This window comes from Bacillus pseudomycoides DSM 12442 (assembly GCF_000161455.1).
GTDB lineage: Bacteria > Bacillota > Bacilli > Bacillales > Bacillaceae_G > Bacillus_A > Bacillus_A pseudomycoides.
Genome location: NZ_CM000745.1, coordinates 394,100 through 412,929 on the forward strand (window position 1 = coordinate 394,100; position 18,830 = coordinate 412,929).

Below are 18,830 nucleotides of genomic sequence, written 5' to 3' on the forward strand. Positions count from 1 at the left end.
AAAGAATAAATTTTCAATTATATGAAAATATCTGTATCATTTATTCATAGGGATGTAATAAGTGGTAAATTGAACCAATCATTCCCGCATGATTGCGATTTTGCGCTAAACTAATCTCACATGTATTATAAATTTCTTGATGCAAATATTTCTGTACTTCTTCTTTCACTTCATCTAATAACTTAGTACCTCTTGCCGTAATACCACCACCAATAATAATCGTTTGTGGATCTTTAGCATTTAACGCTTCATTTGTACACGCAGATTCTTTACCAAAAGTTCAAGAAATAGGACAAGGTGCGAAAATTATGCATAGTCTAGATTCAACTTATAATGCTGAAGCAAATATAAAAAATTCAATAAAAGTTTCATTCATTGATGATCCAAATACTGATAAAAAATATGCTATCGTTTTTACAGAAGGAAGTAATATTGCTTCGAATTTTTCGCGTGGTACTGGCACATATTCAGCTCAGATTTTCTGGCCATCCGCTTTTAAAACAGGGTTAGAAATTACAAGTAATGACAATGCAAAATTTTATAAAGTTTCACCTAAAAATGAAATTGAATCAAAAACAGTATCTTCTACAGTTTCATACAATGTAGGTGGGAGCTTAGAGGTTAAACCAGAAGGTCCCTCATCTTCCGTATCAGCTGGTGCATCTTGGTCCAATACTATATCATATGAATAACCAAATTATAAAACGTTTTTAACAAATAACACAGATAAAAAAGTAGATTGGAATGTAGAATTTAATCAATTTTATAATAAAGGATATGGACCTTATAATAGAGATTCAAATGGTTATTATGGTAATGAATTATTTATGAGCTCACGTACCGATCCACTCATTAATGCAGAAGATAATTTTTCATCAGACAGTGAACTTCCATCTCTAGTAAGATTTGGTTTCCAACCAAGTACAATGGCAATCATAATTGCAGATAAAAATGCAACTTCAACAGATTTATCCGTAAAACATGCTAGAGAACGAGATGTGTATACATTATCCTATGAATATTTAAAAGGTTGGATAGGATCAAATAGCAAAACCTATAAGCATCCTCACGACAAGTTTGGAACTATAGATAATTATAAAATTGATTGGCAAAATAATAAAATTATTCACCAAAGTTCTAGTCTACAAACATGGAATTAACAACAAATTCTTATCTATAATAGTTAAACCTATTCCAATACTGGAATAGGTTTTTTACTTAATATTTGAATGTGAACTTTTAAATATTAGTTTACTTTCAGTGATAGGAGTAGCACCATATGCCCATCAACCTAATATTTTGGAGTACCCCAAAACAAAAATTTCACCTCATTACAATTGTCTATGAGAATTCAGTTCATTTTTTTGTTTTAGGGAACAATTAATTTCTAATACATGTCTTAATGCGAAAATGTGATATTTCGTTACCTCCCTATATGCAATATTGCATATAAGAATGTATTGATAAAAATGTAAGCGCTTACTATAATAAAAGCATAAAGATAAATCACATCTTAGCATCAACAACAGAGGAGGAAATCATATGACAATCGCAATGGCAGTTTTAAAATTTGTAGGTGGAATCATTCCATTTGTACAAGAACTTTTAAAAGCAGTAATGTAAGTTCATTATTCAACAATTATTTATAAAAATTATCATACCTTAATACGAAAAAAGAGGAGGAAATCATATGGCAATCGCAATGGCAGTTTTATCATTCTTAGGTGGAGTACTTCCATTAGTAACAGAACTTTTAAAAGCAGTAATGTAAATTCATTATTCCGCAATTATTTATAAAAATTATCATACCTTAATACGAAAAAAGAGGAGGAAATCATATGGCAATCGCAATGGCAGTTTTAAAATTTGTAGGTGGAATCATTCCATTTGTACAAGAACTTTTAAAAGCAGTAATGTAAGTTCATTATTCCGCAATTATTTATAAAAATTATCATACCTTAATACGAAAAAAGAGGAGGAAATCATATGGCAATCGCAATGGCGGTTTTAAAATTTGTAGGTGGAGCACTTCCATTAGTTCAAGAACTTTTAAAAGCATTTATGTAAGTTCATTATTTAACAATTATTTATAAAAATCATCATATCTTAATACGAAAAAAGAGGAGGAAATCATATGACAATCGCAATGGCAGTTTTATCATTCTTAGGTGGAATCATCCCATTAGTAGGAGAGCTTTTAAAAGCAGTAATGTAAGTTCATTATTTAGCAATTATTTATAAAAATTATCATACAAATGATCTGTATATCAAAGATGAATTGATGTGCAGATCATTTGTGTGAGCAAAGTCCCTTTAGCATTATGAAGGGACTTTTTTAAATTTCTACATACTTGAGGTACCGTCACATCAACATCAAGTTAAAGCATTTTTAAAACATTAAAAAGTGCTTTTTATTTATTATAAATATGAAAGTAAACTTTTGAATATTAGTTTACTTTCATAGGTTCTCTCTGTTTATTAAAAAACACAATTGGTTATACAACATAAATTGCATGGCCAATTGTGTTTTTATGGAAATTACAACATTTCTTATTTCAAACCGAAATTACGTGATAATTCTTCATCATGAGAAGCAACAGCATCTGCAGTTTTAGTAAGTTGAACATCAATCTCATGTAATAATTGTGAGAAGCTTTCTACTTTTGGTCTTAGATCGTTGAATTGTCGATCAAAACCATCAAAAGCACGACCTTCCCATTCTCCACGTAATTCATTTTGTAATCCTTGTAATTTTCCAAGAATATCTTTAATTTCATCAGAGCTTCGTCCGTATAGTTTAGCTTTTGATTTTAGCTCCGTAGGACTCATACGAATTTGTCCAGCCATTTTAATCTCTCCTTTAGTATATAATGAGTAAAATGTATATTTTGGTTAATTTTACTAAATACATTATAAAGCATTGTTAGAAACTTTCAAATATTTTATTTTTCTATAATAAAAAACAAGAGTAATCGCAAAGACTACTCTTGTTTCTTTTCCTTCTCTTCTTTTTCAATTTCGGATACAGACTTTGCTGGTTTTTTCATGTAGTTATCATATAATTCTCCAGAACATCCAAAATCATTTTCAAAGTCCTTCGTATTACTGATACCAGCATCAAATCGTAATTCTTTATTACCATTTATATATCCCTTTACATGAGGAACTCCCATTGGACTCACCTTATGTTCTGTGAACTTAATAGATTTGACATCGTTAATATTATAACGAATATACTTTTCCACCCGTGCTTCTTGCAATTTCCAAAAATTTACTTCTTTTTCTTTTTCTAGTTCTTTTTGTTTTAAGTATTCCATAGTAAAATATCCTCCTGCTATGAGCACCACAGCAGATACAAACCAGATGATTATTTTCTTCATAGAAAACCACCTTATAAAAAACTTACCCAAGCATTCTTCTTAAAATGGGATACAAAAGACAAGAGTAATCGTAAAGACTACTCTTGTTTTTTTCCCTTCTCTTCTTTTTCAATTTCGGATACTGATTTTTCAGGTTTTTTTATTAGTTTTCCACGTTCTCCAGAACGATCAAATTGATCTTCGAAATTTTCTGTAGTACTAATACGAGCTACAAAATCTAATTGTTGGTCATTATTTATATACCCTTTTAGTCTAGGAATTCCCATAGGGCTAGTTTCGTGTTCTGTAAATGTAATAGATTTTACATCTTTAACATTATAACGAATATATTTTTCAACTCTCGCCTCTTGTGCTTTCCAAAACTTTTCCTCTTTTTCTTTTTGTTTTAAGTATTCCATTGTAAAATACCCTCCTGCTATGAGCACCACAGCAGATACAAACCAGATGATTATTTTCTTCATAGAAAACCACCTTATAAAAAACTCACCAATGCATTCTTCTTAAAATGGAATACAGAAAACAAGAGTAGTGCAAAGACTACTCTTGTTTCTTTTCCTTCTCTTCTTTTTCAATTTCAGATACCGATTTTGCTGGTTTTTTTATTAGTTTTCCAAGTTCTCCAGAACGTGTGAAATCATCTTCGAAATTTTCTGTAGTACTAATATAAGCTATAAAATCTAATTTTTCATTATTGTTTATATAACCTTTTAATCTGGGAACACCCATTGGACTTACACTGTGTTCTTTAAATGTAATCGATTTTACATCTTGAATATTGTAATGAATATACTTTTCTACTCGTGCCTTTTGTGCCTTCCAAAACTTTTCTTCTTTTTCTTTTTGTTTTAAGTATTCCATAGTAAAATATCCTCCTGCTATAATACAAATAATGGATAAAATAATTACCAATTTCTTTTTCATTTAAAATCCCCTTGTATTTGAATATAGTTAAAATATACCATGAAATGAGTTGGAACAAATGAGTGAATTTAAAAAGAACACAATTGCGACAGATGAAGATTATTTCAAATTATCAGATCATGTTTATGATGACGAAGTTTTAGAAAAAGGTAAAGAAATAGAAGGTATTGATGGGAAAACATGGAAAGTCATAGAATCAATTGATGCAGATTGTCTACAAGTAAAAAATGGATTACAAGCTATCGCAGTAGTACCAGCAGACAAATATGATGAAAATGCAACACATTATGATGATATAATCCTAGCATTTCGTGGAACAGAGCCTAAGCAATTAGCAGATTTCGTGACAGATATTGATCAGATTTCGTTCGGAATTAAAACACATTCTAAAGTAATTACTCCAAGTAACAGTCAAACAATAAAACCTGATTCTGCAACATCATTTGATACTGGATTGAAATGGGCAAAAAATGACATCGTAGAAAAATATCACCCTTCTTCTCTTCATACTACTGGACATAGTAAAGGTGGTGCAGAAGCGGACCTTATCGCTGCAGAATTAGATTGTTATGCAACTACATGGGCTGCACCGAATCCCTATCGTTTACTAAGTCCTGAAGCAAAAAAACGAGTAGATGAAGGGAAAATGGAAAATAAAGCAACTGATTATACACATGAGAATGACCCGATTGGTAACCACACTCAATTCGGTGCACCTCTAATTGGTAAGCAATACACAACGAGACAGAACGATACAAAAGAAGGATTTCTTACACGTTTAACTATGGACGGGCACGGCAGAGATACATATAGGGGATCCTTTCATTCAAATGGAAGTCCCATATTAAAATTAGAACCTGAAGATATTATAAGACAAGCAAAAAAAATTCAAACGCTCAGCAATCGATTATCAGATATCGCAAAAAATATAGAAGAGTTTCAAAGAAAAGAAGCTGAAGCAGTTCAAAAGTTAAAAAGTCAATTAAAACATGAAACAGGGTCAGGTGGAAGATATCATTTATTAGAAGAACACGAAGTAGATGAAGCCATCTCACAAATTGCTAAAATTAGAAAAGGTGGAAATGACTATTTTCATGACGCAAACATAGCCGAAGAATTAATCCATATTTTAAGAAAAGAACAAAAAAGTTTAAGCCAATTCGGAGATGAAATTAGTGATGCAGCAAATTCACTAAGAGATAAAGACAACCAATTAGCAGGAAATTTTCAGATTAAATAAGGGGATAATTATATGATGGATTTTATGGGAGAAATTAAAAAGATAGAAAAACAAATCGAAAATGCTGCAGGAGCCGCAGGAGATTTAGCAAATCAGGTTGTTGATGAATTACAAGCTGCTAAAAAACAAATTGAAAGAGAAATGCAGCGTATGATGTTAAAAACAGAGGTAGGGTTTAAATCAATAGATATTATAAAAGAAGATACATATGCTCTTCAAAAAAACATAGGGGTATTTCACGATTTACAAACAAGTATAAGAGATATAGCAGCAGAACTAGAGAAAAGTTTCGAAAGTAAAACTGGTAGTGAAATAAATGAAACATTAAAAAAATATGAAAAACAAATTAACAACAAAATTTTTAATGAACATGTTCACTTGGCAAACAGTTGCGGAAAAAAATAAGAGAAGTAGAAAAAACTAAAAAATCGCTATTATTATATTAATTTATACACATAAAAAAGTCCTCTTATATAGGACTTTTTTTCTTATTTCGAAAGTAAACTTTTAAATATTTATTTACATTCATTTCCCTTGATTTTATTGACTTTATCGCAACTTACCCATTTTCCTCAAAAATGACTAGAAAAGTATATATTCAAAACACTGTAAATAAAGAGGTGTAAAATCCATAAACAAAAAAACACATCTCATTGATGTTCAATCCATACCAAGATCACAAATTACCTTAAAATACATTGTCATTAATAAAGAAAAGAAAGATAATATACTTTATACTTTTTCCATCTAATACTATTAACTTTATAAAACAAAATATTATAAATGAAAAAATTAATAACAGGAGAACATGCATGGAGACAAAATTACAGCAAATTAAAATATCCTGGAAAGAATTTATTTTAGGAACATTGTTAGTCAACTTTATAGCAATAATAATTATAGGTATTCCATTAAAAATGACCAGTTCATTAAATTTCATTCAACAAAAATTTAACAATGATAGTCTTATAATTGTACAAGATTTTATATTTGATATTTTTTATTTATTTATATTGATTCTGTTTATATTAAAATATACACCTTTTCAAAAAATAATTATATCTGTATGCAATATCAAACCTTTATATTCATCTCAAACATATCTATATATTTTATTAGTATATATAATCGATACTTTTATCGATAAAATAACAAATTTATATTCTTATTCTGCTGAAATCCAAGCTGAACATTTAGGAATAGAAAATTTATATGAGCAATCATTCACTATTAATATAATTGCTATCCTATCAATTGCATTAATAGGACCAATTCAAGAAGAAATTATATATCGTGGGATTATACTTAAATTTTTTGAAACAAAATATTCTTTTCTAGCTGGATTAATCCTATCTAGTTTACTATTTGGAATTGCTCATAACTACGATATCGCATTTATTATTTCTGCAACAGTAACGGGAATCATGTATTCATTACTCTACAAAAAAACAAATTCCATTTTCCCTTGCATAATAGCTCATATTACTTACAATCTTTCTACATTTTTATAGATTATACTAAATATTATGTAAGTGGCTGTACGAAATGCTTTGAATCCTAACATCGTGGAACAAGATCATCGCTTGCATACATGACGTTCATGCCTTGTGCCTTATCACCTAAGTTTCCGCCATCGTTCCTTTTCGATATTGTTCTATTGGTTCATAGGAAACAATAGAAATAATTAAAACAAAATAACTCCATCCCCAAAATACATACTGTAAATTTAAACAAACATATAAATAGACCTTTATCTCAAATTTTATAAGTTCGAGATAAAGGTCTATTTTAAAACTTACATAATTAATACGCCTTGCCCCAATACACCATATGCTCTGCTTTCTTCCCACAGCATACACATTCTTGTACTAATTCTTCTTGCTCAAATGGTATACAACGCGATGATACTCCTGCTTCTTCTTTTAATTTTTCTTCACAAGCCAGCTCACCACACCACATTGCCTTAATAAACCCTTGCTTTTCATCAGCCGCTTGCTTCATTTCCTCAAAGGCTGTAACACTATATGTGTTTTCATCGCGAAATGCCTTTGCTTTATTAAATAGAGAATCGTGAATCTCATCAAGTAATGATGTGATACGCTCTTCTAATTGATCCATTGATACGAACTCTTTTTCCTTCGTATCGCGTCTGACAAGTACCACTTGATTCTTCTCTATATCTTTTGGACCAACTTCTAATCGAATTGGAACACCCTTCATTTCATACTCGTTAAATTTCCAACCTGGCGTTTTATTACTAGCATCTATTTTTACGCGCGCAACTTTTTGAATACGTCCTTGTAGCTGGGTTGCCTTTTCTAACACACCTTCTTTATGCTGAGCAATTGGTACAATAACAACTTGTACTGGTGCTACTTTTGGCGGCATCACTAGCCCGTTATTATCACTATGAACCATAATAAGTCCACCAATCATTCTTGTTGATACGCCCCAAGATGTTTGATGTACATATTGCCATTTTCCATTACGATCTAAAAATTTAATATCAAACGCTTCAGAGAAATTAGTCCCAAAGTTATGAGATGTTCCTGTTTGAAGCGCTTTTCCATCATGCATTAAACTTTCAATCGTATATGTTGCTTTCGCCCCTGCAAATTTTTCTTTTTCCGTTTTCTGTCCTTTAATTACTGGAATTGCTAAGTAATCTTCACAGAAAGAGGCATACAGGTTTAAAATGTTTAACGTTTCTTCTTGAGATTCTTCTGCCGTTTCATGAATTGTATGACCTTCTTGCCATAAAAACTCAGTTGTACGAAGAAATGGTCTCGTCGTTTTTTCCCAACGGACAACCGAACACCACTGATTATATAATTTAGGTAAATCATTATAAGACTGGACAATTTTTGAAAAATGCTCACAAAATAAAGTTTCAGATGTTGGACGAACGCAGAGTCGTTCCGCTAACTTCTCGTCTCCTCCATGTGTAACCCATGCTACTTCAGGTGCAAATCCTTCCACATGATCCTTCTCTTTTTGTAGTAAGCTCTCTGGAATAAACATTGGCATATACACATTTTCATGACCGGATTCTTTTAGTTTCCCATCCATCACTTTCTGCATATTTTCCCATAACGCGTATCCATACGGACGTAAAATCATACATCCTTTTACACTTGAATAATCAACTAACTCAGCTTTTTTCACAATATCGGTATACCACTGCGCAAAGTCTTCTTCCATTTTTGTAATAGCTTGAACTTGTTCTTTTGCCATATTCTTTTCCTCCTTTAGAAAATAAAAAAAGCCCGTGTCCCCTAAATAGGGACCGAGCTTTTGCCGGCGTTACCACCCTGATTCATGCACAAATAAATTGTACATGCTCTCTTTTTGATAACGGGAACTTCCCGCTGCATATGCAGAACGCAAAGGTAGGTTCCATATCGCCTTTTTAAGAATCTTCCAGCCAAATGGATTCTCTCTCTAGAAAAAAGGTGGGACATGTACTAATCCTTTTTCATCGTTATAACGAAATAAATTTGTTGAATATCATAATATAAATTCTATTTTAAAACAATAGCTAATTTTCTTATTTTTATATATTCTTTTCGTTTTTTTCTGTTTTATACTGAATTTACACATAATTTTTCCGAAAGAGTTTTACAAATTGATGAGTAATCATACCGATGATTGTTCCCACTAAAACAAAGAAACATGCAATACCATAACCCATTCCATCCCATCCTCCAATAGCGAAGATAGTAAAAGGAAAGAAAGCTAAACAAAGGAGAATTAAAATAAGTGCAAATATAATATCAAACGGTCTCTTTGGAAATTGCTTCTTTAATAAAAATGAAACAGCAAATACAATGAGAATTGTTACAGCTCCAATTATAAAAAACACTTCAAATCCATTCATTCCATATCCTCCTTCCATCAATTTCCCTATAATTATTATATGTTTTAAAATTCAAAAAATAAACAATAAACCTTCCTCATGGATGATTTTTTATAATCAGATATTAATAGTGATATACAATAATAAGTATCATAAAATTTGCAGGGATCTACTAAATGTCCCTTATCAATTTTTTATTTTCGCCCTAAGCAATTTTACAATTTGATGAAGTAACATTCCAACAACTGTTCCAATTAGTATAAAGAAACATAAGAAACCATATGCCATACCTTCAAATCCACCAATAAAAAATAACGTGATTAGAAAACAAATTAGACAAATTATAATGATAATAAGACCAAACGTAATATCAAATGAGCGATTCGGAAAGCTTTTTCGTAACATGAACGACACAAAGAAAACAACAATTACTGTTAGGATACTAATTATTAAAAAGGTTTCCATCTTTCTTCCCCCTTGATTTCTTCTTACGCACATTATACTCTTATCAGTCTGAATATATAAAAAATACTTTCTTCTCCGAAAGATATTTTTATTACTAGGTATTAATAGTAATATATAATAATAGGTTATATAACAGGAGGTATACACAATGGGCAAGCCATTAACAAATCATGTAATTGTTTTATCTTTTGACTGTTTATCAGCTTTAGATTTTCCTATATTACAAGAACTTCCTCATTTTCGGTCTTTAATAGAACAAGGTGCAATTGCAAAAAAAGTAGAAGCTATTTATCCTTCTGTAACATATCCAAGTCACGCCACTATTGTAACTGGTAACTATCCTAACAAACATGGTGTTGTAAGCAATACATTACTTCAGCCTGGCAGGGAATCACCAGATTGGCATTGGTACCGCCGTTCTATTAAAGGAACGACATTATATGACGAGGCACGAAAAGCGAATTTAACAACAGCTGCACTTCTATGGCCTGTTACAGGAAGAGCAAAAATTGACTACAACTTACCTGAAATTTTTCCAAACAGACCGTGGCAAAATCAAGTTCTTGTTTCATTATTTAGTGGAAGCCCGTTGTATCAGCTAGATTTAAATCGTCGTTTTGGCCATATTAGAAAAGGGTTGTCACAGCCCGAACTTGATGATTTTGTCCTCGCCTCAGCCGTACATACCATACAAACAAAAAAACCGAACGTCATGTTTGTTCACTTTACAGATTTAGATACACAAAGGCATTATCATGGATTTTCTTCTACAGAGACAACAGCTGCTATTCAGCGGCACGATGAGAGACTGGGGAAGATTATCAAAGCATTAAAAGTAACTGGTATATACGAAGCAAGTACAATTATTGCCCTCGGTGATCATAGCGCTCTAAGTGAGAATAAGGCTATTCAATTAAATGTTCTTTTCCATCAAAAAGGACTCATTTCAGTAAATCAAGATGGCAAATTAACAAACTGGAAAGCTTATTGCCAAAGCTGTGATGGCTCTGCTTATGTACATGTAAAGGATAAAAATGATATCCAAACTATACAAGTTGTCCAACACCTTCTTGAAGAACTCCTTCAAGATAAACAAAATGGAATCGAATTTATCCTTCATGATGAAGGCGCAAAAGAGCGCGGTGCTGATGGAAACTGCCTTTTTATGCTTGAAGCAAGAGAAGGCTATTACTTCACCGAAAACTACACAGGAGAGTTTATAAAAGAAATCTCGGAAAAAGATGTAACTCCCAGTAAAAAATACACGTTCGGTACGCATGGCTATTCTCCAACAAAACCAAACTATGAGACCATCTTCATCGCCGCTGGAAAAGGCATTCGCCAAGGTGCAATTATTCCTTATATGCGTCTCATTGACGAAGGACCGACCATTGCACGGTTGCTCGGATTATACCTTGGTGAAACTGACGGAACTATAATAGAGGATTTACTTCAATTGTAAAGAAATGTGTATCTATGTAAAAAATACGTAAAACTTACCTCTGTTTCTCTTTTTCCTATTTCTATTTTTGTACACTAATGTTAGAACGACTATAAGGAGGAACATTCTATGAAAAAAATGTCCAGACAAGAAAAAAGCTGGATATTGTATGACTGGGCCAACTCGGTATACTCGCTCGTCATTACAACTGCACTATTTCCTATTTATTTCAAAGCTGCTGCAAAAGAAGCAGGTCTATCTGGAGCAACTTCAACAGCTTATTGGGGATATGCAAATTCTCTCTCAACACTTTTAATTTCTATTCTCGCTCCTATTCTCGGTACAATTGCCGATTATAAAGGCTTTAAAAAACGCTTTTTCACATTCTTTTTTGGACTCGGTATTATATTTACAAGTATGCTAGCTGTTGTTCCAACATCACAGTGGTATTTACTACTAGGCTGCTATATGCTCGCTTTAGTTGGATTTGCTGGAGCAAACATTTTCTATGATGCATTTTTAGTAGATATCACAACAGAAGATCGAATGACCCGAATTTCAACTCGTGGTTTTGCATTAGGCTATATCGGAAGTACAATTCCATTTATTGGATGCCTCACTCTAATTATCCTTGCCCAAAAAGGAACAATCCCATTATCAGTTGGTATCGCCAGTCAAATTTCCTTTGCAATTACAGCTCTTTGGTGGGGATTATTTACGATTCCGATGCTCAAAAATGTGGAACAAACGCATTATATTGAAAGGCATCCAAAACCGATCACAATGAGTTTTAAGCGCCTAGCTAATACATTTAAAAATATCCGTCAATATCGCACTGTATTTTTGTTCTTGCTTGCTTATTTCTTCTACATTGATGGCGTCGATACAATTATTACAATGTCCACAGCTTATGGCACAGACCTTGGTATTAGTGCGACAAACTTACTTATTATTTTATTTGTAACACAAATTGTCGCTTGTCCATTCGCCTTGGTGTATGGGAAACTATCTGAAACGTTCAAAGACAAGAAAATGCTTTATGTCGGTGTTATTATTTATATCATTATTTGTGCATACGCTTATTTCTTAAAAACAACACTCGACTTTTGGATTTTAGCAATGCTTGTCGCAACTTCTCAAGGCGGAATTCAAGCGCTCAGCCGCTCATATTTTGCAAAGTTGGTACCGAAAGAATCTGCAAATGAATTCTTCGGATTCTATAATATTTTCGGTAAGTTCGCAGCTATTATGGGACCCGTATTAGTCGGTGTAACAACTCAGCTAACAGGAAGAACAAATGCTGGTGTACTAAGCATTATCGTTTTATTTATAATCGGCGGATTCATACTAACACGAGTACCAGAAAATGCGACTTCTGTTACACCACCTGCTCCAAAATCGGAAACACTATAATAGAAAATGTCCCTTTCTGCATGCAGAAAGGGACATTTTCTATTATTCTATCGACACCTTCCACTACCATATATATCTATTTTAATTTCCCGATATCTAAGTCGTGGTTATGAAAAAAAAAGAAGTTCTCCACTCGTTTTCTCCTTCTGTTTTCACATGGCATGGGGTAAAAAAGACACCGACCGCTCCTACCCATGGGCGGATGCTCTCTCCCACCTAAAAGGAATAGTTTTATGTCGGTCTTTCAATCCGTATTTATATAAAAACTCTACTGCTTATACAAAAATAATTTATCAACCGTTGTCCCTAATACTTCAGCTAAACGAAATGCCAGAGCTAAACTTGGATCATATTTATTATTTTCAATTGCATTTATCGTCTGTCTCGATACTTTACATTTATCAGCTAATGCACCTTGTGAAATATGATTTTCAGTGCGCAATGCGTAAATTTGGTTTTTCACATCTTTTCTCCTAGCCTGTAAAATTATTTTTACAATATCAGTATATATTTGGTACATATAGTTGTCAAAAAATCCCCATATAAAGTGAAACTTTAATCAGTGGGGGTCTTACTGTCCGTTAATGCGGGATAAAAAAGGAGCATGAATCGCTCCTGTTCTAGTAGAATTCCTACACCAAAGAATCCGTAACCCCCTTTTGATTTGCATCCTCTTTTTTATTTCTAACTTCTTCATTTATTCTCATACGTAAAATTGGTAAAATCGCGAGTAAAATAAGTGACATCGCTATACAAAATACAATAATAAGTGAAGTCGCTTCTTTTAATCCCCCAGCTAGTGAATTTCCAATTAACATAGTTCCCATAAAAAGCGGTAAAATTGTACCATTTACACGTCCTACCATATTCTCCGGTACAAGCTGAATCATAAGTGTTCCAACCACAATGTTCACACAAGCTAAGCAAATTCCCGTTCCAAACCGCATCAAACTAGTAATCCAAAATGATGTAGACAGTCCTTCTACAAGAAAAGACATAGCCAAAACACCCATACCAAACACAAACATTTTTTTCGGATTCACTTTTGAAGCAAAGACTGCTGCAACGACGCCTCCAATGAGCATACCTATTCCATCAGCAGCTGCTAAATATTGAACAGCCTCCTTCTCCATTCCCAATCGTTCAATAACAAGAAATATTTCTAATGGATTTGTTAATCCTACTGCTAATCCAATAATTGCGAAAGTAATTGTAATCATACATAAATTTTTTGTTTGAAGGACATACCTCCATCCCTCTTTTATATCATTCCATAATGAAATACCCTCAGTTTTCTCTTTTTCTATCCATCTTGGTAAAAACGGAAGAGTAATAGCCGATAACACAAACAATCCAATTAAGCTATATAGTGAAATAAACAACCCAAGCTGTGTATAAACAATCGATCCTACAACTGGCCCAAAAATCATAAATAGTGACTGTAGCGTTTGGTTTATTGCAATTGCATTTGCAACATGTTTTTCTTCTACGTAGCGTTTAAATATTCGTGACGATGAAGGCTGAGAAAATTGTCCAACAACCGCTGAAACAAGCGCTGCAAAAAATATAGCCTGCCAATAATCCATTTTTAACAAGAACACAATTCCAATAATAGATACCATACTCAGCATATCCCCTACTACCATCGTTCGTTTCGGATTCCAACGATCTGCTAACGCACCACCAATGAATGAAAAAACAAAAATGGGTGCGTATTCCATAACCGATAATAATGAAACTGAAACGGGATCATTATTTGTTCGCTCCATAACGAAATACAAAAGTGCCATATTTCGAATCCAAATTGCAAACTGCTGTAAAATATCAGACGCCATAACAAGCATAAATGCTCGATTTTTAAATAAAGATTTCATACTATCTCCCCTTTATAAACCGACCGTCCAGTCTAATTTAGTATGAAAGAAAAGCTGCTGATTTAAGATTCAGCTGCCATTCCTTGTAGCAGTACATCTATTGCCTTCTTGTAAATGCGTTTCATTTCTGTAGAGTCTAGCTCATAGTAAAGTACCCCAAGCCCTGATAATAAGCCATTTACAATGTACATAAGATCCCTGGTATCTCCTTGACGGAATTCTCCAGATTTTATACCTTCTTCAATTAATTTTTCAAAAACACCATATGATGCCCTTGCTAAAACCAGCATTTCATCCAGAGTTTCTTTGCTCACAATTTGACTTGTAGAAAACTCTTCCACGGCACTAAAAATAGGCTGTTGTATATCTTCCACGTGGTACTCTGCAAGCCCATATAATTTTTCGGTACTCGTATGATAATGCTTTTCTTTTTCATTCCACTTTTCAAGCCAATCATACGTATGTTGTTTTACTACAAATAAAAATAATTCTTCCTTGCTTTTAAAATGATAATAAATGCTACCTTTACTACGTTCAGTAATTTCACAAATATCTTCCATAGATGTTGCAGCGTATCCTTTTTGTGAAAATAACTCTTCCGCTTGGTACGCTATTTCTTTTTTTATCTCTTCTGCACTCTTCCTCATGTTCACACCTCACCAAACCGACCGTTCAGTCTAATATTAACAAATATAAACCCTCTTTTACAAGAGGGCATATTCCTTATTTAGGAAAAAGTATTCTCAAACCATGTTCGAAGTGTATGAATAGCTCCAACCTTCAAACCAAGTTTAACAATAAATACTCCCCCTGCAACTAATAAAAATAAAGCTACCTTCCCTTTATTTTTAACTTTCGGCTTCTTCTCCATGTTCATTCCCCTTATAACATCATATATTCCTTATTTATTAATACATTGCATTTAAACAAACGTTTGTTTAGCTGATTCTATACGGATTCAAGTCAACTAATCAAACGTTTGTTTAAAAAGAAGTACGCCCATAAAGAGCGTATTTTTTTAATCTCCACCGCCGCCACAGCTACCGCCATCACCACCTGAAAAACCGCTATCTCCTCCAAACGAACTTCCACAATCATGTGAATTATCGCTATCAGATCCTGCAAAGAAAAATGGTGTAGAAGTAGCCGTAGTGGATGTACTATCACCAGTACCTGATTTATAAAGATTTACTTTCCGTTTATTCGATCTAATTGATTTTACAATCATTCCAATTAAAACTAAAAACAATAATACCGCTATTACAAATCCCATATGAAATCCCCCTTTCATTTTCCGAACATTTGTAATCTTCATTCTATATCCCCTAAGGAAATAAATCGTGACTCACAAAGTATTTCTTTTCCTTGATGAAATAATAAAACTGTTGGTGCTGTAAATACTAAATACTTCGCTGAAATTTCTTTCATATCCTCCAACGAAACGACAATATTTTCCACATTTTTATAATGCTTTAACAAACGATTTACCTTCTCTAACATCACATCACGCCACAATTTCCGGTTTTTATGAATAAAAGTAATCATCCTTGTTCTTCAATATATGCTATTAATTCTTCTATTACATATTTTTACTATTATTTTACACGAAAAATTCAAATGATACCACGATATGGTATCTAAAAAAATTAGGTCTCAATTTTATTTATACCTATATTCCAAAAAATAAAAAAGTGCGGTACCTCTTATATTAGAGCTACCGCACTTTTTCAATCTTTCTTTAATTTTCTCGCAATCCCGTTCCCTAGAGATTGTAATCCTTGAACAAGAATAATTAGGATAAAGACTGTTGCATACATCACTTCTGGCTCATAACGCAAATGACCGAATCGATATGCTAAATCTCCAAGACCACCTGCTCCTACAAGTCCAGCCATCGCAGTTGCACCGATTAATCCAATCGTTGCGATGGTCAAGCCGAGCACAAGCGATGGACGCGCTTCTCTAACCATAACGTGCCAAATAATTTTTATAGTAGAAACTCCCATTGCTTGATACGCCTCAATTACACCACGATCCACTTCTAGTAAAGCTGTTTCCATTAAACGTGCAATATAAGGAGCTGTAAATACAACAAGCGGTACAATCACACCTTTCACACCAATTGAAGTTCCCATAAGCAGTTTTGTAAACGGTAGAATGAAGAATAATAGAATAATAAATGGAATAGAACGAATGACATTAATAATTGTATTAAAAATAGGGTATACGATTTTATTCTCTAGTTGACCACCAGGCCTTGTTAAAACAAGTGTTACTCCTAGTGGCAATGCAATAATAATTGATATAAGTAGTGAAATTGATGTCATTTGAAACGTTTGAATCGTTGCTTCCCATATCACGTTACTCCATTCATCCAAAAAGGACTTGTTTCCCATACTCTTTCCTACCTCCTTCTACGATGATTCCTTGTTCCTGTAAAAATACTAAAGCTCTATGTACCTCGTTTTCTTCACCTTGCATATGAACAACGAGTTTACCGTACGCTTCATGCTTTAATTGTGTAATATTACCAGATAAAATATTGGGATACACTTGGAATCGTTTTGTAGCAACAGCCAATGCTGGTTCTCCTGAAGAGTTCCCTATAAACGAAAGTGTTACAATCTCCCCAGTGTTTTTTAGCTCTTTCTGTACTTCTTCCGGAATTTTAGCTGCAAAAGCGCTGTTTACAAATTTTTTCGTGGTTACATGTTGCGGATTTGTAAAAATATCCTTTACTGTGCCACTCTCAACCACAGCCCCATTCTCCATTACAGCAACTCGATCACATATACGCTGAATTACATTCATTTCGTGTGTAATTAGCAAAATCGTAATACCTATTTTCTCATTGATCTCTAGTAGCAAATCTAAAATAGAATCTGTTGTTTCTGGGTCTAATGCACTTGTCGCTTCATCACTTAGCAAAATTTCTGGTTCATAGGATAGTGCACGCGCAATCGCAACACGCTGTTTTTGACCACCAGAAAGCTCACTTGGATATGCATCTTTTCTATCAAAAAGGTCAACAATACTTAAATATTTTTCTACTCTTTTTTCAATTTCAGTTTTTGGAATCCCAGCTAGACGTAAAGGTAATGCAATATTTTCATAAACATTGACTGTTTTTAATAAGTTAAATCCTTGAAAAATCATCCCGATTTTTTGTCTCGCTTGCGCTAACTCTTTTGTAGATAAAGTTGTTAAATCTTTTTCATTTACAATTATATTTCCTGTTGTTGGTTTTTCTAATAAATTTACACAACGGATTAATGTACTTTTACCAGCGCCACTATATCCGATGATTCCAAATACTTCTCCTTTCTCTACTTTAAGAGAAATTGGTTTAAGAGCTTCAACCTTACCTTTTTTTGTTGTAAATACTTTGGATACATTTTTCAGTTCAATCATTATAGTCAGCTCCTACCAAGATGGCAAAACAGAACCATCGAATTTTTTCTCAATAAACTCTTTAACTTCTTTAGATTGATACGCTTTCTTTAATTTTTTTACAGCTGCATCATCCTTATTTCCCGTACGAACAACCACCCAGTTTACATATGGTGAATCTTTTCCTTCACGGAAAATAGAATCTTTAGCTGGATTTAGTTTTGCACCTAATGCAAAATTCGTATTAATCGCCGCTGCTTTCACTTCATCTAGCTGCGTTGGTAATTGTGACGCCTCTAATTCAACAATTTTCAAATTCTTCGGATTCTCAATCACATCTTTTACAGTTGCTTTCTCGGTTGCTTTTGGATCAACCTTTAAAACACCTGCTTTTTCAAATAATTTTAATGCCCGAAGTTCATTCGTTGGATCATTGGGTAAAGCAATTGCATCTCCATCTTTTAACTCTTTTACATCTTTCAGTTTTTTAGAATATACTCCCATTGGGAACGTTACCGTTGAAAATACTTCTGTCAATTTCATATTGCGTTCTGCTTTAAATACATCTAAATAGGATTTCGTTTGATAGCTATTCACATCAATGTCTTTTTCGTCTAACGATACATTTGGTGCTACATAATCATTAAATACCTTTAAATCAACTTGTAGACCATCTTTTGCCGCCACTTCTTTTACTTTTTCAAAAATCTGCTCATGTGGTCCACCTGTTACACCAACTGTAATCTTTTTCTCATCTAGCGCTTTTGCTTCCTTCCCCGAATCAGCACTACATGCGCCTAATAACAATACTGTTCCACTTACAATACTTAACAACAACTTTTTCATATAC

20 protein-coding genes, 3 pseudogenes and 1 other annotated feature are annotated in these 18,830 nt (G+C 33.2%); of the genes and pseudogenes, 6 read left to right on the plus strand and 17 right to left on the minus strand.

What is annotated here, in order from left to right; genetic code table 11:
• Positions 1–40: 40 nt before the first annotated feature.
• A pseudogene (locus BPMYX0001_RS02010) lies at positions 41–232 on the minus strand (ROK family protein); the annotation flags it as partial.
• Positions 233–308: 76 nt separating this feature from the next.
• Here BPMYX0001_RS02010 and BPMYX0001_RS29195 point away from each other — a divergent pair.
• Positions 309–1,160 (plus strand): annotated as a pseudogene (locus BPMYX0001_RS29195) (beta-channel forming cytolysin).
• A gap of 1,390 nt (positions 1,161–2,550) precedes the next feature.
• Here BPMYX0001_RS29195 and BPMYX0001_RS02030 read toward each other — a convergent pair.
• The 4 genes from BPMYX0001_RS02030 to BPMYX0001_RS02045 form a co-directional block, all read right to left on the minus strand.
• Positions 2,551–2,847: a WXG100 family type VII secretion target gene (locus BPMYX0001_RS02030; protein ID WP_003204763.1), complete on the minus strand. Its 297-nt coding sequence runs from the start codon at positions 2,845–2,847 to the stop codon at positions 2,551–2,553.
• A gap of 134 nt (positions 2,848–2,981) precedes the next feature.
• Complete coding sequence (locus tag BPMYX0001_RS02035; protein WP_006093387.1) at positions 2,982–3,380, minus strand: DUF1433 domain-containing protein; 399 nt, start codon at positions 3,378–3,380, stop codon at positions 2,982–2,984.
• A 77-nt stretch (positions 3,381–3,457) separates the two neighbouring features.
• Positions 3,458–3,841, minus strand: a complete 384-nt coding sequence (locus tag BPMYX0001_RS02040) for a DUF1433 domain-containing protein (RefSeq protein ID WP_006093389.1) — start codon at positions 3,839–3,841, stop codon at positions 3,458–3,460.
• 76 nt (positions 3,842–3,917) lie between these two features.
• On the minus strand, positions 3,918–4,301 hold the full coding sequence (locus tag BPMYX0001_RS02045) for a DUF1433 domain-containing protein (RefSeq protein WP_006093391.1): 384 nt from the start codon (positions 4,299–4,301) through the stop codon (positions 3,918–3,920).
• Positions 4,302–4,359: 58 nt separating this feature from the next.
• On the opposite strand from BPMYX0001_RS02045, the gene BPMYX0001_RS02050 reads away from it, so the two are divergent.
• The 3 genes from BPMYX0001_RS02050 to BPMYX0001_RS02060 all read left to right on the plus strand — a co-directional run bounded on the left by BPMYX0001_RS02050 (position 4,360) and on the right by BPMYX0001_RS02060 (position 7,052).
• Complete coding sequence (locus tag BPMYX0001_RS02050) at positions 4,360–5,541, plus strand: lipase family protein (protein WP_033798590.1); 1,182 nt, start codon at positions 4,360–4,362, stop codon at positions 5,539–5,541.
• A gap of 12 nt (positions 5,542–5,553) precedes the next feature.
• The gene (locus BPMYX0001_RS02055; protein ID WP_006093394.1) at positions 5,554–5,946 is read left to right on the plus strand and encodes a hypothetical protein; all 393 of its coding nucleotides are present in this window, start codon (positions 5,554–5,556) and stop codon (positions 5,944–5,946) included.
• Positions 5,947–6,353: 407 nt separating this feature from the next.
• Positions 6,354–7,052, plus strand: a complete 699-nt coding sequence (locus BPMYX0001_RS02060) for a CPBP family intramembrane glutamic endopeptidase (protein WP_018782576.1) — start codon at positions 6,354–6,356, stop codon at positions 7,050–7,052.
• Positions 7,053–7,344: 292 nt separating this feature from the next.
• Here the strand turns inward: BPMYX0001_RS02060 and proS are convergent, their stop codons facing one another.
• The 3 genes from proS to BPMYX0001_RS02075 all read right to left on the minus strand — a co-directional run bounded on the left by proS (position 7,345) and on the right by BPMYX0001_RS02075 (position 9,862).
• A complete protein-coding gene (proS, locus tag BPMYX0001_RS02065; RefSeq protein ID WP_006093398.1) occupies positions 7,345–8,775 on the minus strand; it encodes a proline--tRNA ligase in 1,431 nt (476 codons plus the stop codon).
• A 44-nt stretch (positions 8,776–8,819) separates the two neighbouring features.
• Positions 8,820–9,029, minus strand: a binding site (T-box leader).
• 104 nt (positions 9,030–9,133) lie between these two features.
• A complete protein-coding gene (locus tag BPMYX0001_RS02070; RefSeq protein ID WP_018766549.1) occupies positions 9,134–9,418 on the minus strand; it encodes a YesK-like family protein in 285 nt (94 codons plus the stop codon).
• A 165-nt stretch (positions 9,419–9,583) separates the two neighbouring features.
• Positions 9,584–9,862 carry a YesK-like family protein gene (locus tag BPMYX0001_RS02075; RefSeq protein ID WP_018782577.1) on the minus strand — a complete coding sequence of 93 codons (279 nt, stop codon included), beginning with the start codon at positions 9,860–9,862 and terminating at the stop codon, positions 9,584–9,586.
• Between the two features lie 148 nt (positions 9,863–10,010).
• Here BPMYX0001_RS02075 and BPMYX0001_RS02080 point away from each other — a divergent pair, with 148 nt between their 5' ends.
• Positions 10,011–11,324 (plus strand): alkaline phosphatase family protein, encoded by a 1,314-nt coding sequence (locus BPMYX0001_RS02080; RefSeq protein ID WP_006093402.1) that lies wholly within the window; start codon positions 10,011–10,013, stop codon positions 11,322–11,324.
• Between the two features lie 108 nt (positions 11,325–11,432).
• Positions 11,433–12,716 (plus strand): MFS transporter, encoded by a 1,284-nt coding sequence (locus BPMYX0001_RS02085; RefSeq protein WP_006093404.1) that lies wholly within the window; start codon positions 11,433–11,435, stop codon positions 12,714–12,716.
• A 268-nt stretch (positions 12,717–12,984) separates the two neighbouring features.
• On the opposite strand, the gene BPMYX0001_RS02090 is transcribed toward BPMYX0001_RS02085, so the two are convergent.
• The 9 genes and pseudogenes from BPMYX0001_RS02090 to BPMYX0001_RS02130 all read right to left on the minus strand — a co-directional run bounded on the left by BPMYX0001_RS02090 (position 12,985) and on the right by BPMYX0001_RS02130 (position 18,826).
• A complete protein-coding gene (locus BPMYX0001_RS02090) occupies positions 12,985–13,236 on the minus strand; it encodes a helix-turn-helix transcriptional regulator (protein WP_006093406.1) in 252 nt (83 codons plus the stop codon).
• A gap of 112 nt (positions 13,237–13,348) precedes the next feature.
• Positions 13,349–14,590 (minus strand): MFS transporter, encoded by a 1,242-nt coding sequence (locus BPMYX0001_RS02095; protein ID WP_006093408.1) that lies wholly within the window; start codon positions 14,588–14,590, stop codon positions 13,349–13,351.
• Between the two features lie 62 nt (positions 14,591–14,652).
• Complete coding sequence (locus tag BPMYX0001_RS02100; RefSeq protein WP_003194773.1) at positions 14,653–15,237, minus strand: TetR/AcrR family transcriptional regulator; 585 nt, start codon at positions 15,235–15,237, stop codon at positions 14,653–14,655.
• 80 nt (positions 15,238–15,317) lie between these two features.
• Entirely contained in the window at positions 15,318–15,461 is a 144-nt protein-coding gene (locus tag BPMYX0001_RS02105; RefSeq protein WP_003194771.1) for a hypothetical protein, read from the minus strand.
• 147 nt (positions 15,462–15,608) lie between these two features.
• A complete protein-coding gene (locus BPMYX0001_RS02110) occupies positions 15,609–15,863 on the minus strand; it encodes a hypothetical protein (RefSeq protein WP_033799600.1) in 255 nt (84 codons plus the stop codon).
• Between the two features lie 38 nt (positions 15,864–15,901).
• Positions 15,902–16,170, minus strand: a pseudogene (locus BPMYX0001_RS02115) (thioredoxin family protein).
• A 147-nt stretch (positions 16,171–16,317) separates the two neighbouring features.
• On the minus strand, positions 16,318–16,986 hold the full coding sequence (locus BPMYX0001_RS02120; protein ID WP_018782580.1) for a methionine ABC transporter permease: 669 nt from the start codon (positions 16,984–16,986) through the stop codon (positions 16,318–16,320).
• A complete protein-coding gene (locus BPMYX0001_RS02125) occupies positions 16,961–18,001 on the minus strand; it encodes a methionine ABC transporter ATP-binding protein (RefSeq protein ID WP_006093415.1) in 1,041 nt (346 codons plus the stop codon). The genes BPMYX0001_RS02120 and BPMYX0001_RS02125 overlap by 26 nt, the downstream gene beginning before the upstream one ends.
• 12 nt (positions 18,002–18,013) lie before the next feature.
• Positions 18,014–18,826: a MetQ/NlpA family ABC transporter substrate-binding protein gene (locus BPMYX0001_RS02130; protein WP_033798591.1), complete on the minus strand. Its 813-nt coding sequence runs from the start codon at positions 18,824–18,826 to the stop codon at positions 18,014–18,016.
• Between the last annotated feature and the right edge of the window lie 4 nt (positions 18,827–18,830).

Coding starts and splice junctions, on each gene's coding strand:
- proS (WP_006093398.1), bottom strand. CDS start 8,775: ATGGCAAAAGAACAAGTTCAAGCTATTACAAAAATGGAAGAAGACTTT.
- BPMYX0001_RS02130 (WP_033798591.1), bottom strand. CDS start 18,826: ATGAAAAAGTTGTTGTTAAGTATTGTAAGTGGAACAGTATTGTTATTA.
- BPMYX0001_RS02060 (WP_018782576.1), top strand. CDS start 6,354: ATGGAGACAAAATTACAGCAAATTAAAATATCCTGGAAAGAATTTATT.
- BPMYX0001_RS02085 (WP_006093404.1), top strand. CDS start 11,433: ATGAAAAAAATGTCCAGACAAGAAAAAAGCTGGATATTGTATGACTGG.
- BPMYX0001_RS02105 (WP_003194771.1), bottom strand. CDS start 15,461: ATGGAGAAGAAGCCGAAAGTTAAAAATAAAGGGAAGGTAGCTTTATTT.
- BPMYX0001_RS02050 (WP_033798590.1), top strand. CDS start 4,360: ATGAGTGAATTTAAAAAGAACACAATTGCGACAGATGAAGATTATTTC.
- BPMYX0001_RS02035 (WP_006093387.1), bottom strand. CDS start 3,380: ATGAAGAAAATAATCATCTGGTTTGTATCTGCTGTGGTGCTCATAGCA.
- BPMYX0001_RS02100 (WP_003194773.1), bottom strand. CDS start 15,237: ATGAGGAAGAGTGCAGAAGAGATAAAAAAAGAAATAGCGTACCAAGCG.
- BPMYX0001_RS02095 (WP_006093408.1), bottom strand. CDS start 14,590: ATGAAATCTTTATTTAAAAATCGAGCATTTATGCTTGTTATGGCGTCT.
- BPMYX0001_RS02080 (WP_006093402.1), top strand. CDS start 10,011: ATGGGCAAGCCATTAACAAATCATGTAATTGTTTTATCTTTTGACTGT.
- BPMYX0001_RS02110 (WP_033799600.1), bottom strand. CDS start 15,863: ATGGGATTTGTAATAGCGGTATTATTGTTTTTAGTTTTAATTGGAATG.
- BPMYX0001_RS02045 (WP_006093391.1), bottom strand. CDS start 4,301: ATGAAAAAGAAATTGGTAATTATTTTATCCATTATTTGTATTATAGCA.
- BPMYX0001_RS02055 (WP_006093394.1), top strand. CDS start 5,554: ATGATGGATTTTATGGGAGAAATTAAAAAGATAGAAAAACAAATCGAA.
- BPMYX0001_RS02040 (WP_006093389.1), bottom strand. CDS start 3,841: ATGAAGAAAATAATCATCTGGTTTGTATCTGCTGTGGTGCTCATAGCA.
- BPMYX0001_RS02070 (WP_018766549.1), bottom strand. CDS start 9,418: ATGAATGGATTTGAAGTGTTTTTTATAATTGGAGCTGTAACAATTCTC.
- BPMYX0001_RS02030 (WP_003204763.1), bottom strand. CDS start 2,847: ATGGCTGGACAAATTCGTATGAGTCCTACGGAGCTAAAATCAAAAGCT.
- BPMYX0001_RS02075 (WP_018782577.1), bottom strand. CDS start 9,862: ATGGAAACCTTTTTAATAATTAGTATCCTAACAGTAATTGTTGTTTTC.
- BPMYX0001_RS02120 (WP_018782580.1), bottom strand. CDS start 16,986: ATGGGAAACAAGTCCTTTTTGGATGAATGGAGTAACGTGATATGGGAA.
- BPMYX0001_RS02090 (WP_006093406.1), bottom strand. CDS start 13,236: ATGTACCAAATATATACTGATATTGTAAAAATAATTTTACAGGCTAGG.
- BPMYX0001_RS02125 (WP_006093415.1), bottom strand. CDS start 18,001: ATGATTGAACTGAAAAATGTATCCAAAGTATTTACAACAAAAAAAGGT.